The organism is Ramlibacter tataouinensis TTB310 (genome assembly GCF_000215705.1).
Taxonomy (GTDB): domain Bacteria; phylum Pseudomonadota; class Gammaproteobacteria; order Burkholderiales; family Burkholderiaceae_C; genus Ramlibacter; species Ramlibacter tataouinensis.
Window position 1 is genome coordinate 3,298,488 of record NC_015677.1, and the last position, 14,943, is coordinate 3,313,430.

Genomic DNA, 14,943 nt, shown 5'->3' on the forward strand with positions numbered 1-14,943 from the left:
CTCACCCCATGGCCAGCCGCTGGCGGCCGCCGCGGCGCCGGTCCGCCTTGGGCAGCTCGGCCGCCTGCAGCATGCGGTCGGCCTGCGCCTGCAGCGCGGCGAAGCTGGCGTCGAGCTGCGCGACCTGGCGCGGCGACAGCGCGGACAGGAGTTGCTGGTTGATGCCGCGCACCAGCGGGAACAGCTGCTGATGCAGGGCGCGGCCCGGGGCCGTGAGCGACAGGCGGGCCTGGCGCCGGTCGGCCGGCCCGCAGACGCGGGCCACCAGCTTCTTGGCCACCAGCGAGGTCACGGCCCGCGAGGTGCGGGCACGGTCGAGCTGCGCGCGGACCGCCAGCTCCGACGACAGGAGTCCTTCCTGCTCGGCCAGCAGCGCGAGCACGCGCCACTCGCGCCGGGTGATGCCGAAGCGGCCTTCGCACAGGCGGATGACCATGCCGCCGGCGGTCGCCAGCAGCCGGTTGAGCCGGTACAGCAGCAGGTCGTCGAGCACGGACGGATCGTCCAGCCGATGCGTCGCAGGCATAGGGTTTGTCGCAGGGACGGTTGATTTGATCAATCGATTGTCCGGCAACTAGAGTGGTCCCATCCCGGCCCCCAAGGAGACGACATGCGCCTGGCCCGCCGCCCTTTCCTCGCGCTCACGCTGGCCTGCGCGTGCGGCGCGTCCGCCGCGCAGGACAAGCCGCCCTTGCGCATCCTCGTCGGCTTCCCGCCGGGAGGCTCGGCCGACGTGCTGGCGCGCCTCATGGCCGATGCGATGCGGGACGCGTTCTCCTCGGTCGTGGTCGAGAACAGGCCCGGCGCCGGCGGCCGGCTGGCGCTGGCCGCGGTGAAGGCCGCCAGGCCCGACGGCCAGACCGTGATCATCCTGCCCAGCGGGCCGATGGTCCTGTTCCCGCACGTGTACAAGAAGCTGGAATACGACGCGGTCAAGGACTTCACCCCCGTCTCGCTGCTCGCGCATTTCCAGTTCGGCGTGGTGTCCGGGCCGGCCAGCGACGTGAAGACCCTGCCCGGGATGCTGGCCAAGGCAAGGGCGGACGCCAAGAGCGCCACCTACGGATCGCCCGGGCTGGGAACGCTGCCGCACTTCATGGGCGTGATGCTGGAACAGAGCACCGGCGTGCCGCTCACCCATGTGCCGTTCCAAGGCGGCGGGCCCGCCAACACCGCCCTGCTGGGCGGCCACATCGGCTACAAGTTCGACGTGGTGTCCGAGACCGCCGAGCTCCACAGGGCCGGCAAGGTGCGCATCATCGCCGTCACCGGCGGCGCGCGCGACCCGCAGGTGCCCGAGGTGCCGACCCTCAGGGAATCCGGCGTGGACATGGAAGCCACGGCCTGGTTCGCGATGTATGCGCCCGCCGGCCTGGCACCCGCCACGCTGTCCCGGCTCGAAGAAGCGGTGCGCACCGCGGTCGGGAAGCCCGCCCTGCAGGAGCGCCTGCGTGGCCTCGGCTACCAGCCGGTCGGCTCCACGTCGCGGGAACTCGCCGCGGCGCAGCGGGCCGACCTCGCGCGCTGGGAAAAGCCCATCAAGGCCACTGGCGTGAGCCTCGATTGACCGCATGACGGAGAACCCCATGTCCGCAAGTCCCCTCACCCGCGGGCGCCTCGGCGTCCTGGCCGCCACGATGATGGCCCTGGCGGGAAGCGCCCTGGCCCAGGCACCGTCCTGGCCCACCAAGCCCGTGAAGATCCTGGTCGGCTCGCCGCCGGGCGGGCCGTCCGACATCACCGCGCGGGTGTTCGCCGAGCAGCTCGGCAAGCGCTACAGCCAGCCGGTGGTCGTCGAGAACCGCCCGGGCGCCGGCAACAACCTCGCGGCCGGCGTCGCCGCGAAGGCCGAACCGGACGGCCACACGCTGGTGCTCAGCCCCGACACGGTGCTGACCGTGAACCCGCTGGTCTATGGCAGCCAGAACTTCGATGCGCGCGCCGACCTGGTGTCGGTGTCCGTGCTGAGCAGCTTCACGCAGATGCTGGTGTGCCACCCCTCGACGGGCGCGAAGACCGTGCCGGAGCTGGTCGCCAGGGCACGCAATGCGAACCTCACCTACGCCTCGGGCGGGCCGGGCGTGCCGGGGCACCTGGCGTCGGAGATGTTCCTGCAGGGCGCGGGCATCAGGATGCAGCACATTCCCTACCGCGGGCCGGCGCCGGCGACGCAGGCGGTGCTGGCCGCCGAGGTGAACTGCGGCTTCCTGGCCACGCCGACCGTGCTGCCGCACGTGAAGGCCGGCACGCTGCTAGCCCTGGCCGTGTCCTCGGCCGCGCCGTCGCCGCTGGCGCCCGACGTGCCCACGCTGGCCACCGCCCTCCGGCAGCCCGGGCTGGACGCGAGCTTCCGGCTGGTGCTGCAGGCGCCCAAGGACACGCCGGCGGCCGTGGTGCGCGAACTCGAGCGCGCTGCCGCGGAGATCATGAAGGACCCGGCCGTGCGCACCCGCCTGCAGGGTGCCGATCTGCTGGCCCAGGGCACGACCAGTGCGCAGGCGCGGGAGCTGATGCAAACCGAGATGGCCCGCTGGGAGCCGCTGGTGCGGCGCCTGGGTCTGAAGGCCGATTGATGCCGTCGCCATCGACCAGGAGGACCCCCATGCAACGCCGCCTCGTGGCCACGGCACTCGCCCTTTGCGCCGCCTGCGCGCCCGCGCTGGCGCAGGACGCCTGGCCCGCGCGGCCGGTCCGCTTCGTCGTCAACTTCCCGGCGGGCGGGCCGCTGGACCTGCTGGCCCGCGCCGTCGGGGACACGCTGCAGCGCGAACTGAAGCAGCCCTTCGTCGTGGAGAACAGGCCCGGCGCCGCCGGCAACATCGGCGCGGATGCCGTCGCCAAGGCTGCGGCGGACGGCCACACCGTGCTGTTCACCATCGACTCGACCTCCACCGTCAACCCGCACATCTACCAGGGCATGCCGTTCAAGCCGGCCGACCTGCAGCCGCTGGTGATCATGGGCTCCTCGGGACTGCTGGTGGGCGTGCATCCGTCCAATGGCTTCAAGACCCTGGCCGACCTCGTCGCCGCCGGGAAAACCAGGGGCGTCACCTTCAGCAGCGCCGGCAACGGCAGCCCGGGCCACCTGGCCGCGGAGATGGCCACGCAAGCGACGGGCATCAGGATCACGCACGTGCCCTACAAGGGCAATGCGCCGGCGGTGCAGGCCGTGCTGTCCGGCGAGGTGACCGGCGGCGTGCTCGCCACGCCCGGCATGCTGCCGCACGTGAAGGCCGGCAAGATGACGGCGCTGGCCGTCACCAGCAGCAGGCGCTCGACGCTGGCGCCCGAGGTGCCCACGGTGCGGGAAGCGGGCATGCCGCAGCTGGAGCAGGAGGTGCTGTACCTGGCGATGGTGCCGGCCGCCACGCCGGCGCCCGTCGCGCAGGCCATCCAGAACGCCATCGAGGGCGCCCTGGCGCGCCAGGAGATCCGGTCACGGCTGGGCAGCCTGGATATGCATCACGAAGGCACGGCCGGCACCGCCGCGGCCAGGCGGTTGGCGAACCTGTCCGAACGCTACGGCCAGGTGATCCGCGCCACCGGGATGAAGGTCGAATGAACGGGCGCCCCAACGTCGTCTTCATCGTCGCCGACGACCTCGGCTTCGCCGACCTGGGTTGCTATGGCGGGCGCGAGGCCGGGTTCAGCCGCGTGTCGCCGGTCCTGGACGGCCTGGCCGCCAAGGGCCTGCGGTTCACGCAGGGCTACGCCAATTCGCCGGTGTGCTCGCCCACCCGCTTCGCCCTGATGACGGCGCGCTACCAGTACCGGCTGCGCGGCGCGGCCGAGGAGCCCATCAACAGCCGCAGCCGCGGCAGCACCACCCTGGGCCTGCCGCCCGAGCATCCCACCGTGCCGTCGCTGCTCAAGGCGGCGGGCTACCGCACGGCCCTGATCGGCAAATGGCATCTGGGCTACCCGCCGGCCTTCGGTCCGCTGCGCTCGGGCTACGAGGAGTTCTTCGGGCCGATGTCGGGCGGCGTCGACTACTTCAGCCACTGCAGCTCCAACGGACAGCACGACCTGTGGCTGGGCGAGCAGGAGCGCGCCGAGGAGGGCTACCTCACCGACCTGCTGTCGCGCCGGGCCGTCGACTACGTCGCCCGCATGGCGCGGCAGGACGCGCCCTTCTTCCTCAGCCTGCACTACACCGCGCCGCACTGGCCCTGGGAGACGCGCGAGGACGCCGGCAAGGTGGCCGAGGTGAAGGACAACCTGTTCCACCTGCACGGCGGCAACGTCGAAACCTACCGCCGCATGATCCACCACATGGACGAGGGCATCGGCTGGGTGATGGACGCGCTGCGGCGGCACGGCCTGGAGCGCGACACCCTGGTCGTCTTCACCAGCGACAACGGCGGCGAGCGCTTCTCGGACAACTGGCCGCTGGTGGGCGGCAAGATGGACCTGACCGAGGGCGGCATCCGGGTGCCCTGGATCGCGCACTGGCCCGCCGTCATCGCGCCCGGCGGCGCCAGCGCCCAGCCCTGCATGACCATGGACTGGTCGGCCACGGTGCTGGATGCCGCCGGCGCGGCGGCCGACCCGGCCTACCCGCTGGACGGCGTCTCGCTGCTGCCGGTGCTGCGCGATGCCTCGCGCCGCTTCGCCCGCCCCATGCACTGGCGCATGAACCACCGCGGCCAGCGCGCCACCCGCGACGGCGACTGGAAGTACCTGCGGGTGGACGGGCACGACTACCTGTTCGACATCCCGGCCGACGAGCGCGAACGCGCCAACCTGGCCGGCCGCGACCCGCGGCGCCTGGCGCGCATGCGCGAGGCCTGGGAGGAATGGAACGCCGGCATGCCGGCCATCCCGCCCGACGCCACCGTCAGCCTGGGCTATGGCGCCAAGGACATGCCGCAGCGCTAGGGGCGCGGCGGCAATTGCGCGGGCTCATGCGGCGTTCGCGGCTGCCTGCTCGCGCGCGTATCGCGTCGGCGACCGGCCGACGTGCCGCGCGAAGGCGGTGCTGAACGTGCTGGCGGAGTTGTAGCCGACGCGCTCCGCGATCTCGGCGACGCCGCCCGCGTTGCGGCGCAGCAGGTCCTTCGCGAGTGCCATGCGCCAGGCAAGCAGGTACTCCATCGGCGCGACCCCCACCGTGCGGCCGAAGCGCTCGAAGAAGGTCGAGCGCGAGAGCGCGGCCTCGTTGGCGAGCTCGGCCACCGTCCAGTCGTACATCGGGCGTTCGTGCATCCCGCGGATCGCGGCCGCGAGACGGCCGTCGGCAAGCCCGCGCACGAGACCCGGCGACGCGTTCGTGCCTGCGGCGGATCGCAGCGCCTCGATGAGCAGCACCTCCAGCAGCCGCGCGAGCACGACCTCGCGCGCGGGCCGCTGCTCGCGCGACTCCTCGCGCACGAGTTGCACCAGCGTGGCCAGCCGCTGCTCGCCGCGGACATGCACGAGCTGCGGCAGCAGCGAGACCAGCAGGGACGCATCCGGTGAACCGAAGCTGCAGTGGCCCACCAGCATCCGCACGTCGATCGGGCCGTCCTGGGCGCCGACCCTGAATTCGCCGTTGCCCAGCGCGAGGGGCGCCGGCGTCTCGACGCCCGTCGGAGGCGGCTCGAGGCTGGAGACCGTGACGCCATAGGCCGCAGGAACCAGGATGAAGTCTCCCGGAAGGAGCTCGGTCGGCTCATGCCCATCGATCGCGATGCGGCAGCCGCCCTCGAGGACCACGCAATAGAAGGGCTGGCCGGCATCCGAGCGGCTGACGCGCCAGGGGCTGGCGCCGAAGACGAGCTTGGAGAACCGCGCGCTCGGCTGCAGCAGGGTGACCACCTCGGCCAGCGGATCGACCATGATCGGACTATTTCACATGAGAGTCGGACTCCCGATTGTAGTGAGTCCGGCCCGGACGACCTATCGTTTGGCCCCGACCAACCATCCCCCAAGGAGTCCTCATGAAAACCGTTCTGATCACCGGCTGCTCGTCCGGCTTTGGCCTCGAGATCGCCCGCCACTTCCTGGCGCGCGATTGGCAGGTCGTCGCCACCATGCGCACGCCGCGCAACGACGTGCTGCCGCCCTCCGAGCGCCTGCGCGTGCTCGCGCTCGACGTCACCGATCCGCAGAGCATCCGCAAGGCTGTGGAGGCCGCGGGGCCGATCGACGTGCTCGTCAACAACGCCGGCTTCGGCGTCGCGTCCCCGGCCGAACTCACCCCGCTGGCGACGGTGCGCGAGGTCTTCGAGACCAACACCTTCGGCACGATCGCACTGACGCAGGCGGTGCTGCCCCAGTTCCGTCTGCGCGGGGCCGGCGTCGTGGTCAACGTCACGTCGAGCGTGACGCTGAAGGCGCTGCCCTTGATCGCCTCGTACCGCGCGAGCAAGGCGGCGGTGAACGCGTTCACCGAGTCGATGGCGCTCGAGCTCGAACCGTTCGGCGTGCGCGCGCGGCTGGTGCTGCCCGGCCGCTCGCCCGAGACACGCTTCGGCGACAACGCGCGGCCCCGCATGCGCGGCCTCGACCACGAGGCCTATGCAGACCTGGTGAGGAAGGTCTTCGCAGAGTTGCAGGACACGTCAACCCCGACGACCCGGGCTCTGGACGTCGCCGAAGCGGTGTGGCGCGCGGCGACCGATCCGGCGGCCCCGATGCGCATCCCGGCCGGCGCCGATGCCGAGGCCTGGGCGATCGACGCTTCCTGAATTGCCAGAGACGGCACGCTCGGCATCGAAGTGAGGTGCGCCAGGCGGATCGCATCGCGCGCTCTGGCGTAAGCTCGGCCGATGCCCTCCAAGCTCTCCCGCTGGCTCCCCTTCCTCAACTGGCCGCGGCCCGACGCGGCCCTGCTGCGCGGCGAGGTCGCCGCCGCGCTGACGGTGGCCGTGGTGATGATCCCGCAATCGGTGGCCTATGCCGGCCTGGCGGGCATGCCGCTGGTCACGGGCCTGTACGCCACCTTCCTGCCGGCCCTGCTGGCCGTGCTGTTCAGCAGCTCCACCCGGCTGTCGGTCGGGCCCTCGGCGCTGAGCAGCGTGCTGGTGGGCGCCTCGCTGGTGGGCCTGGCCGAGCCGGGCAGCGCGCAATGGGTGGCACTGGCTGTGTGGCTGGCGCTGCTGGCAGGCATGCTGCAGCTGGCGGTGGGCGCCAGTGGCGCGGCCTGGGTGCTCAACCTGGTCAGCTCGCCGGTGCTGACGGGCTTCAGCCAGGCGGCGGCCTTCCTCATCATTGCCTCGCAGTTGCCCGCCCTGCTCGGCCTGCAAGGCCCGCTGTCCGGCCTGCTGGAGGCACCGCGCTTCGACCTGGAAGCCCTGGGCTACGGCCTGGGCGCGCTGGCGCTGTTCGAGCTCGGCAAGCGCCGGCTGCCGCGGCTGCCCATGGTGCTGCTGGTGCTGGCCGCCGCCGCCGCGCTGAGCGCGATCACCGGCTACGCGGCGCGCGGCGCGGTGGTGGGCGCCCTGCCGGTGGGCCTGCCCTCGCCCTACTGGCCCGGGCTGCCGGGGTGGGAGCGCTTCCTGGCCCTGGTGGCGCCGGCGCTGGTGATCGCGCTGGTCAGCTCGCTGGAGATGGCGGCCAGCGCCAAGATCGAGGCGCAGCGCGACGGCCGCCGCTGGGACGCCAACCAGGACCTGATCGGCCAGGGCGTGGGCAAGCTGGCCTCGGCATTCTCGGGCAGCTTTCCCACCAGCACCTCGTTCTCGCGCTCGGCCATCACGCTGTACGCCGGCGCCCGCACCGGCTGGGCCACGGTGGCCACCACGGCGCTGGTGCTGCTGGTGCTGCTGTTCCTCACGCCCGCCCTGTACCACGTGCCCTCGGCGGTGCTGGCCGCCGTGGTGGTGGCCGCGGTGCTGGGCCTGGTCAAGCCGCGCAGCCTGCTGGGGCTGTGGCGCATCCAGCCGATGGAGGCGGTGACCGCCGGCGTCACCTTCGCGGTCACCCTGCTGTCGGCGCCGCGCATCTACTGGGGCGTGCTGGCCGGGGTGGTGCTGGGCCTGGCGCATTTCCTGTACCACCGGCTGCACCCGCGCATCATCGAGGTCGGCCTGCACCCCGACGGCAGCCTGCGCGACCGGCACCTGTGGAAGCTCGCTCCGCTGGCCGACCGCATGTACGCGCTGCGCATGGACGACGAGCTGGATTTCGCCTCGGCCAGCGCCTTCGAGCGCGCCATCGTGGACCACCTGGCGGCCCACCCGGACGTGCAGCACGTGTGCCTGTTCGCCCAACCCATCAACCGCATCGACGCCACCGGCGTGGAGGTGTTCACCCAGCTGCGCAAGACGCTGGAGGCGCGCGGCATCACCCTGCACATCAGCGGCCTCAAGCTGCCGGTGGAACAGGTGCTGCGGCGCGCCGGCGCGCTGCACGACAGCCCGCTGCTGCGCATGTACCGCACCGACGTGGAGGCGCTGCTGGCGTTCGGCCGGCTCAGCCCCTGAGGACGCAGGCTCAGGCGCCGGTGCGGCCCAGCTGGCTGGCGACGGCCACCACCAGCTCGTCGGCCTCCACCGGCTTGGCCAGGTGCAGCTGGAAGCCGGCCAGCAGCGCGCGCCGGCGGTCCTCGGCCCGGGCGAAGGCGGTGAGCGCGATGGCCGGCACGCGCGGCGCGTCGCCTTCGAGCTTGCGCACCTGGCTGATCAGCGCATAGCCGTCCTCGGCCGGCATGCCGATGTCGCAGACCAGGATGTCCGGGCTGGACTCGGCGAACAGCGCCAGCGCCTCGCGGGCCGACGCGGCCACCTGGACCTGGGCGCCGCAGTCCTCCAGCACCTTGCGCAGCAGGTCGCGGGCATCCGGCTCGTCGTCGACGGCCAGCACGCGCACACCCGCCAGCGAGACGCAGCCGACCCCGGCTTCCGCGGACGACGGCTCGGGCGCCACGCGGCGGCGCTCGGCCACCGGCGCCAGCGGCAGGCGGACCACGAAGGATGCGCCCTGCCCGGGACCGGGGCTGTCGCCGTGCACGGTGCCGCCATGCAGCTCCACCAGGTGCTTGACGATGGACAGGCCCAGGCCCAGCCCGCCATGCCGGCGCGTGGTCGAGCCGTCGGCCTGGCGCAGCCGGTCGAACATGTGGGGCAGGAAGTCGGGGGAGATGCCCTCGCCGGTGTCGGTGATGGTGACCTGCGCCATCTCGCCCACCCGCTCGAGGGCCACCCGCACCCGGCCGCCCGAGGGCGTGAACTTGACCGCGTTGACCAGGATGTTCCAGAACACCTGCTGCAGCCGGGTGGCGTCGCCCAGCACCGGCCCGGCGCCGGTGTCCAGCCGGCGCTCCAGGCGCACGCCCTTGGACTGGGCCGTGGGCGCCACCGCCTCCAGCGCGGCCTCGACCACCGGCAGCAGCTCCACCGGCATGGTCTCCAGCCGCAGCTTGCCGGAGATGATGCTGGAGACGTCCAGCAGGTCCTCGATGAGGCGGGCCTGGGTCTTGACGTTGCGCTCGATCACCCGCGCGCCCTGCGCCACGGTCTCGGCGTTCTCGGGCGCACGCTGCAGCACCTGGGTCCAGCCCAGGATGGCGTTGAGCGGCGTGCGCAGCTCGTGCGACAGCGTGGCCAGGAACTCGTCCTTCAGGCGGTCGGCGCGCTCGGCGCGCTCGCGGGCCTCGCGCTCGCTCGCCAGCGCGGCCTGCAGCGCCGCCTGCTGCTCGCGCACCACGCGCCGCGCATTCACCACCGCCAGCCCGGTGCGCACCGCGGCGGGCAGCATGACGTAATGGTTGGCCTTCTTCAGGATGTAGTCGTGCGCGCCCTCGCGCATGGCCGCGGCGCACACCTCCTCGGTGCCGGTGTTGGTGAACATCACCACCGGCACCTCGGGATAGCTGCGGCGTATCGCCTTGAGCACCTGCAGGCCGTCGGACCACTTGAGCTGGTAGTCGGTGACCACCGCGTCGAACCCGCCCTGCGCGAACGCCTGGTGGAAGCCCGATTCCGTGCCCACTTCCAGGTAGCGCGCCTCCGGGAACTCGGCGCGCAGCGCCCGCACCGCCAGGGCTCGGTCGTCCGGGTTGTCGTCCAGTACAAGAATGAGCGCCGGCGAGATCATGGTGCTTCCTGTCGTGGAGGATATTCGTTCAAGCCCAGCCAGTACAGGTCCAGCGTCTTGACCATGTCCAGCAGCCGGTCGAACTCGACCGGCTTGACCAGGAAGGAATTGACGCCCAGGGCGTAGGCGCGCTCCAGGTCGCGGCTTTCGCTGGAACTGGTGAGCACCACCACCACCAGCCCGCTGAACGCCGGACGCCCGCGGATCCAGGCCAGCACCTCCAGGCCGGAGCGGCAGGGCAGCTTGAGGTCCAGCAGGACCAGGCGCGGCAAGGGGTGCAGCGAGCGGTCGGCGTACGGGCCCTCGCCGGCCAGGTAGGCCACCGCGGCGTCGCCGTCGCCCACCACCGACAGCGGCGTGGTGATGCCGCTGCGGCGGAAGGCGCGGCGGATCAGCAGCACGTCGTCCGGATTGTCCTCGACCAGCAGGATGGCGGGCGCGCCGGTCATGCCGCGCCCCCCGGCGCCGCGGTCAGCTCGAACCAGAAGCGGCTGCCACCGCCCGGCGCCGACAGCACGCCGCAGCGGCCGCCCATGCGCTCGCAGCCCTTGCGCACGATGGCCAGGCCGACGCCGGTGCCCGGGTAGGACTCCTGGCCGTGCAGGCGCTCGAACACGTGGAAGATGCGCTCCTGGTGCTCGGGCCTGACGCCGATGCCCTGGTCCTCCACCCAGGTGCGCACGCCGTCGCCCAGCCGCTCGGCGCGGATGCGCACCCGCGGCACGGCGCCGGGCGCCACGAACTTGACGGCATTGCCCACCAGGTTGGCCAGCACCTGCATCAGCACGGCGGGGTGGGCCATCACGGCCCGCAGCGGCTCCTGCACCGACACCACGGCGTGGCGCCGCTCGATCTCGGACGCCAGCTGGCCCAGCGCCTCGGCCACGGCGGTGGACAGGTGGACTGGCCGCAGCCGCAGCTCCTCGCGCGCCAGCCGGCCGTAGTCCAGCAGGTCCTGGATCAGGCCCTCCATGCGCCGCGCGGCGGCGATGATGCGGTCCAGGTAGTCGCGGCCCTCGGGGTCCAGCCGCTCGCCGTAATCCTCGTGCACGGCCTGGGCGAAGCCCTGCAGCCCGCGCAGCGGCGCCCGCAGGTCGTGCGAGACGGTGTAGCTGAAGGCCTCCAGCTCCTGGTTGGCCTCGGACAGCTGGCGCGTGCGCTCGGCCACCCGCTGCTCCAGCTGGGTGTTCAGCCGCTGCACCTCGCGCTGCGCGGCCTTGAGCTCGGTCACCTCGGCGGACACGCCGCACACGGCATAGAGGGTGCCGTCGGCCTCGCGCAGCGGGAACTTGCTGGTCAGGTAGGTGCGGCTGCGCCCGGCGATCACCACCACCTCCTCGGTGACCACGGTCTCGCCGGATTCGAGCACCTGCCGGTCGATCTCGCGCAGGCGCTGCGCCACCACGGGGCCGAAGACATGCACGTCGTCGGTGCCCTCGGCCTCCTCGGGGGTCAGGTGCACCAGCGAACGCCAGGCCCGGTTGGTCAGGAAGTAGCGGCCCTGCAGGTCCTTGGCATAGACCAGCGCGTTGGCGCCCTCGATGATGGCCTGGGTCAGCGCCTGGCTGCGGCGCAGCGCGTCCTCCGCCTCCTTGCGCTCGGTGATCTCGTAGCGGATGGAGACGTAGCGCTCGGGCAGGCCGTGGGCATCCAGCAGCGGCACGATGGTGGTGTCCATCCAGTAGAGGCTGCCGTCCTTGCGGCGGTTGTGGATCTCGCCATGCCAGGTGCGGCCTTCGGCGATGGTGGCGTACAGGTCGTCGAAGAAGCGTCCGGGGTGGGCGCCGCTGTTGACCAGGCGGTGGTTGCGGCCCAGCAGTTCGTCCCGGCCGTAACCCGACACCTCGCAGAACTTGTCGTTGACGTAGGTGATGGTGCCCTGGGCATCGGTTACCGCGACCACGGCGGCCTGGTCCAGCGCGTACTTCTGGAAGGCGAGCTCGCGGTTGCTCTGTTCGGCGGCGACCAGGCTGCTTCGCAGCGAGCGCTCACTGGCGCGCACCTTCCGGCCGGCGCGGCGCGCCGTGACGAAGGCCGTGGCCAGCAAGGCCAGCACCAGCCCGGTGGTGAGCACCGCGAAGGTGGCGCTGCGCCGGCTGGCGGCCTTCACCTCGGCCATGCGCAGCGCCAGCAGCCGCTGCTCCTCGGCCTTCATCAGGGCCAGTTCGGCGCGGGCCGCGTCCATCACCTGCTTGCCGCGGCCGGAGTTCACCACCTGCAGCGCCCCGTCGATGTCGCCCGACCGGCGCCGCCGCACCGCTTCCTGGCTCACCGCGACCCGCCGCGCGGCTAGCGTGCGCAGCGTGGCGACGCGTTCCTGCTGCAGCAGGTTGTCCGCGGTGAGCGCCTGCGCGCTGGCTATGCGCGCCTCCAGCTGCGCGCTCGCCTCCAGGTAAGGCTGCAGGTAGGGCTCCTGCCCGGTCAGCAGGTAGCCGCGCTGGCCGGTCTCCACGTCCTTGAGCACCGACAGCACCTCTTCCAGCGCGGCCTGCACCTGGTGGGTGTGCGCCACCCGGGCGGTCGCCCGCGCCACGCCTTGCGTGTTCCAGTAGGCGCCGGCGCCGGTGGCCAGCACCGCCGCCGCAGCAAGTACCAGGGACAGCCCGAGGGGCGAGCGAAGGCCAGCCATTCCAATCAGTGGTTGATGTGTGACGTGCCGCGGATGGCGCGGCAGTGGGACCAGTATGAAGCCGTTCCAGCCCAGCAGTGTAGGACGGCTTCCCTGGGGCAGGTGCGGTGTCCGCCGCGCCGGCAGGGGGCCCTCAGGCCGTCAGGATCCAGCCTTCCAGCGGGTCCAGCGCCTCGGGCAGCCCCCAGCGCGGCGCGCCCTGCCGCTGCGCCCAGGCCGCCTGCACCAGGCACAGCACGGCGTCGAGCCGGTCGCCGCTGCCGTCCGCCGCCAGCGCGTCGCGCTGGGCGTTGCTCAGCTTGAGCCTCAGGCCCAGGCGCGTCTGGCCGTTCTCCAGCGCGGTGACCAGGTCCTTGCGGGCGATCAGCCGCTCGGGCGTGTGCTTGGCCTTGTCGTCGTTCTTGTAGCTGCGCCGGCCGATCAGCTCGCGCGCCAGCAGCCCGGGGTAGGCCTCCAGCGCGACGCGGCGCGGGTCGCCTTCGTGCAGCCCCGGGAAGTGCACGCCGGCGCGCAGCAGCGGCGGCACCGCCGCGTGCAGCATGTAGGCCACCGGTGGATTGACCCACTTCATCGACGGGCTGGAGCCGGCACGCTTGTCGAAGGCGCGGTGCGCGAACTTGGCGCCGGCCGGCCGCACAGCGCAGAACGCGGCGAAGGTGTCGCGGATCTCGCTTCGGGACAGGCGCGCGTAGTGCTCGATGCAGGCGCGCCACTCGCGCGGCCATCCCAGGTGCTCGACCAGCTCGCGCGGCAGGCCGAAGGGGACGTCGAAGCCGCCGAGCCAGTGCCCCGGCGCGGCGGCCCAGCCGGCAAAGGCCTCCAGGGTGTCCAGCGTCTCGATGCGCTCGAGCAGCACGCGGCCCGGGTCCTGGCGGCCCCAGGCCAGCACGATGGGCTTGCGCCGGCTGGGGCTGCTGGAGAAGTCGCAGCCGACCAGCGGCAGCGGAGCGTCCGCGGCCACCGCGTTCATCCCAGCGCCAGCGCCATCACGCCGGTGGCGATGAAGGCCGCTCCCAGCAGGCGCGGCAGCCGGTCGCCCTCGCCCAGCAGCTGGCCGCCGAGCAGGGCGGCGAACAGCATGGAGATCTCGCGCGCCGGCGCCACGTGCGACAGCGGTGCCACCTGCATCGCGTACAGCACCAGCACGTACGACACCGGGCTGACGATGCCGACGAACAGCGCGTAGCGCCGCTGGGCGCGCCACAGGCGGGCGGCCGCGGGCAGGTCGCGCAGCACGGCCGGCGCCAGCACCGCCAGGCGCAGCAGGTTGCCCATGTAGTCGACCAGGATGGGCGACATCAGCAGGAACTTGACGGCGTAGCCGTCGACCACCGTGTAGCCCGCGATGAAGGCGCCGCTGGCCACGCCGTAGGCGATGCCCTTGCGCACCCGTTCGCGCTGCTGCCCGTCGTGCGCGCGGCGCCACAGGCCGGGGCCGCCGGCGATCAGGAACACGCCGACCACCACGCCGGCGATGCCGACAGCGCCCAGCGCCGACAGCTGCTCGCCCAGCAGCAGCACCGCCGCCAGCGACGACAGCAGCGGCCCCGAGCCGCGGGCCAGCGGGTACACGACGGTGAGGTCGGCCTGGCGGTAGCCCCGCAGCAGGATCAGGTAGTAGGCGGTGTGCAGCAGCGCGCTGATGGCGATGAAGCCCCATTCGGTCCAGCCCCAGCCCGGCACCTGCCGCACGCCCAGCCACAGGCCCAGCGGGGCCCAGAACACCATCAGGACAACGGCGGTGAAAGCCGCGAAGCGCCCGTCGCCGCCGGCCTTCTTGGCCGCGATGTTCCAGCTGGCGTGGATCAGGCCGGCCAGGACGACCAGGGCGAAGGCGCCGGCCGGCACGTCAGGCGCGCCGGCCTCTCATGCGCGGCCGCAGATGGCGGCGGTGGCCATCAGGTCCTCCAGCAGCGCCAGCGACACCTTGCCGGAGACGGCGTAGGGGTCGAGCTCGGGCTTCTCGGAGTACTTCAGCAGGAGGGAGTGGTTCAGCTTGTTCAGGTTGACCTGACCCATGGTCCAGCCGCCGAAGCGGCGCTCGAAGATCTCTTCGTAGTGCAGCAGCGCCACGTCCTTGTGGCGCGCATCCTTCTGGATGTGGCCGAACAGCTCGGACACCTGCATGCGGCCGCCCTCGATGGCCTGCAGGAAGATGCCGCCGCCGTAGCACAGGATGCCGGTGATGCCGCTGACGGGATTGTGCTGGCGCGACTGCGCCAGGATGGACTCGATCGCCTCGGGGCTGGGGTCGACGGAGCGGCTGGCGTAGAGGAGGCGGACCAACATGGCGTGCG

At 72.4% G+C, this 14,943-nt stretch carries 14 protein-coding genes; 6 read left to right on the forward strand and 8 right to left on the reverse strand.

Annotated elements, in window-relative coordinates; genetic code table 11:
- Nucleotide 1: 1 nt before the first annotated feature.
- On the reverse strand, nt 2–526 hold the full coding sequence (locus RTA_RS15820; RefSeq protein WP_041675661.1) for a MarR family winged helix-turn-helix transcriptional regulator: 525 nt from the start codon (nt 524–526) through the stop codon (nt 2–4).
- Between the two features lie 84 nt (nt 527–610).
- On the opposite strand from RTA_RS15820, the gene RTA_RS15825 reads away from it, so the two are divergent.
- From RTA_RS15825 to RTA_RS15840, 4 genes are read left to right on the forward strand one after another with little or no spacing between them, the layout of a single operon-like run.
- Nucleotides 611–1,567, forward strand: a complete 957-nt coding sequence (locus tag RTA_RS15825; RefSeq protein ID WP_013902435.1) for a Bug family tripartite tricarboxylate transporter substrate binding protein — start codon at nt 611–613, stop codon at nt 1,565–1,567.
- Nucleotides 1,568–1,586: 19 nt separating this feature from the next.
- A complete protein-coding gene (locus tag RTA_RS15830) occupies nt 1,587–2,573 on the forward strand; it encodes a Bug family tripartite tricarboxylate transporter substrate binding protein (RefSeq protein ID WP_013902436.1) in 987 nt (328 codons plus the stop codon).
- 29 nt (nt 2,574–2,602) lie between these two features.
- A complete protein-coding gene (locus RTA_RS15835) occupies nt 2,603–3,562 on the forward strand; it encodes a Bug family tripartite tricarboxylate transporter substrate binding protein (RefSeq protein ID WP_013902437.1) in 960 nt (319 codons plus the stop codon).
- Nucleotides 3,559–4,878: a sulfatase family protein gene (locus tag RTA_RS15840; RefSeq protein WP_013902438.1), complete on the forward strand. Its 1,320-nt coding sequence runs from the start codon at nt 3,559–3,561 to the stop codon at nt 4,876–4,878. The genes RTA_RS15835 and RTA_RS15840 overlap by 4 nt, the downstream gene beginning before the upstream one ends.
- A 24-nt stretch (nt 4,879–4,902) precedes the next feature.
- On the opposite strand, the gene RTA_RS15845 is transcribed toward RTA_RS15840, so the two are convergent.
- Nucleotides 4,903–5,817, reverse strand: coding sequence for an AraC family transcriptional regulator (locus RTA_RS15845; protein ID WP_013902439.1), 915 nt, complete (start codon nt 5,815–5,817; stop codon nt 4,903–4,905).
- A gap of 101 nt (nt 5,818–5,918) precedes the next feature.
- Here RTA_RS15845 and RTA_RS15850 point away from each other — a divergent pair, with 101 nt between their 5' ends.
- Nucleotides 5,919–6,668: an SDR family oxidoreductase gene (locus tag RTA_RS15850; RefSeq protein ID WP_013902440.1), complete on the forward strand. Its 750-nt coding sequence runs from the start codon at nt 5,919–5,921 to the stop codon at nt 6,666–6,668.
- Between the two features lie 81 nt (nt 6,669–6,749).
- Nucleotides 6,750–8,405 (forward strand): SulP family inorganic anion transporter, encoded by a 1,656-nt coding sequence (locus tag RTA_RS15855; protein WP_013902441.1) that lies wholly within the window; start codon nt 6,750–6,752, stop codon nt 8,403–8,405.
- Between the two features lie 10 nt (nt 8,406–8,415).
- Here RTA_RS15855 and RTA_RS15860 read toward each other — a convergent pair whose 3' ends face one another.
- The 6 genes from RTA_RS15860 to RTA_RS15885 form a co-directional block, all read right to left on the reverse strand.
- A complete protein-coding gene (locus RTA_RS15860) occupies nt 8,416–10,017 on the reverse strand; it encodes a hybrid sensor histidine kinase/response regulator (protein ID WP_013902442.1) in 1,602 nt (533 codons plus the stop codon).
- On the reverse strand, nt 10,014–10,466 hold the full coding sequence (locus RTA_RS15865; RefSeq protein WP_013902443.1) for a response regulator: 453 nt from the start codon (nt 10,464–10,466) through the stop codon (nt 10,014–10,016). The genes RTA_RS15860 and RTA_RS15865 overlap by 4 nt, the downstream gene beginning before the upstream one ends.
- Nucleotides 10,463–12,646: a sensor histidine kinase gene (locus tag RTA_RS19930; RefSeq protein ID WP_081466300.1), complete on the reverse strand. Its 2,184-nt coding sequence runs from the start codon at nt 12,644–12,646 to the stop codon at nt 10,463–10,465. The genes RTA_RS15865 and RTA_RS19930 overlap by 4 nt, the downstream gene beginning before the upstream one ends.
- 133 nt (nt 12,647–12,779) lie before the next feature.
- Nucleotides 12,780–13,616, reverse strand: coding sequence for a DUF429 domain-containing protein (locus RTA_RS15875; RefSeq protein ID WP_041675663.1), 837 nt, complete (start codon nt 13,614–13,616; stop codon nt 12,780–12,782).
- Nucleotides 13,613–14,494, reverse strand: a complete 882-nt coding sequence (locus RTA_RS15880) for an EamA family transporter (RefSeq protein ID WP_013902446.1) — start codon at nt 14,492–14,494, stop codon at nt 13,613–13,615. Before RTA_RS15880 ends, RTA_RS15875 begins: the two co-directional genes overlap by 4 nt.
- An 18-nt stretch (nt 14,495–14,512) precedes the next feature.
- A complete protein-coding gene (locus RTA_RS15885) occupies nt 14,513–14,935 on the reverse strand; it encodes a BLUF domain-containing protein (protein WP_013902447.1) in 423 nt (140 codons plus the stop codon).
- Nucleotides 14,936–14,943 lie beyond the last annotated feature (8 nt).

What these genes read in the sequence shown, in the direction of transcription:
- RTA_RS15820 (WP_041675661.1), bottom strand. Translation starts at nt 526, where the DNA reads ATGCCTGCGACGCATCGGCTGGACGATCCGTCCGTGCTCGACGACCTG.
- RTA_RS15825 (WP_013902435.1), top strand. Translation starts at nt 611, where the DNA reads ATGCGCCTGGCCCGCCGCCCTTTCCTCGCGCTCACGCTGGCCTGCGCG.
- RTA_RS15830 (WP_013902436.1), top strand. Translation starts at nt 1,587, where the DNA reads ATGTCCGCAAGTCCCCTCACCCGCGGGCGCCTCGGCGTCCTGGCCGCC.
- RTA_RS15835 (WP_013902437.1), top strand. Translation starts at nt 2,603, where the DNA reads ATGCAACGCCGCCTCGTGGCCACGGCACTCGCCCTTTGCGCCGCCTGC.
- RTA_RS15840 (WP_013902438.1), top strand. Translation starts at nt 3,559, where the DNA reads ATGAACGGGCGCCCCAACGTCGTCTTCATCGTCGCCGACGACCTCGGC.
- RTA_RS15845 (WP_013902439.1), bottom strand. Translation starts at nt 5,817, where the DNA reads ATGGTCGATCCGCTGGCCGAGGTGGTCACCCTGCTGCAGCCGAGCGCG.
- RTA_RS15850 (WP_013902440.1), top strand. Translation starts at nt 5,919, where the DNA reads ATGAAAACCGTTCTGATCACCGGCTGCTCGTCCGGCTTTGGCCTCGAG.
- RTA_RS15855 (WP_013902441.1), top strand. Translation starts at nt 6,750, where the DNA reads ATGCCCTCCAAGCTCTCCCGCTGGCTCCCCTTCCTCAACTGGCCGCGG.
- RTA_RS15860 (WP_013902442.1), bottom strand. Translation starts at nt 10,017, where the DNA reads ATGATCTCGCCGGCGCTCATTCTTGTACTGGACGACAACCCGGACGAC.
- RTA_RS15865 (WP_013902443.1), bottom strand. Translation starts at nt 10,466, where the DNA reads ATGACCGGCGCGCCCGCCATCCTGCTGGTCGAGGACAATCCGGACGAC.
- RTA_RS19930 (WP_081466300.1), bottom strand. Translation starts at nt 12,646, where the DNA reads ATGGCTGGCCTTCGCTCGCCCCTCGGGCTGTCCCTGGTACTTGCTGCG.
- RTA_RS15875 (WP_041675663.1), bottom strand. Translation starts at nt 13,616, where the DNA reads ATGAACGCGGTGGCCGCGGACGCTCCGCTGCCGCTGGTCGGCTGCGAC.
- RTA_RS15885 (WP_013902447.1), bottom strand. Translation starts at nt 14,935, where the DNA reads ATGTTGGTCCGCCTCCTCTACGCCAGCCGCTCCGTCGACCCCAGCCCC.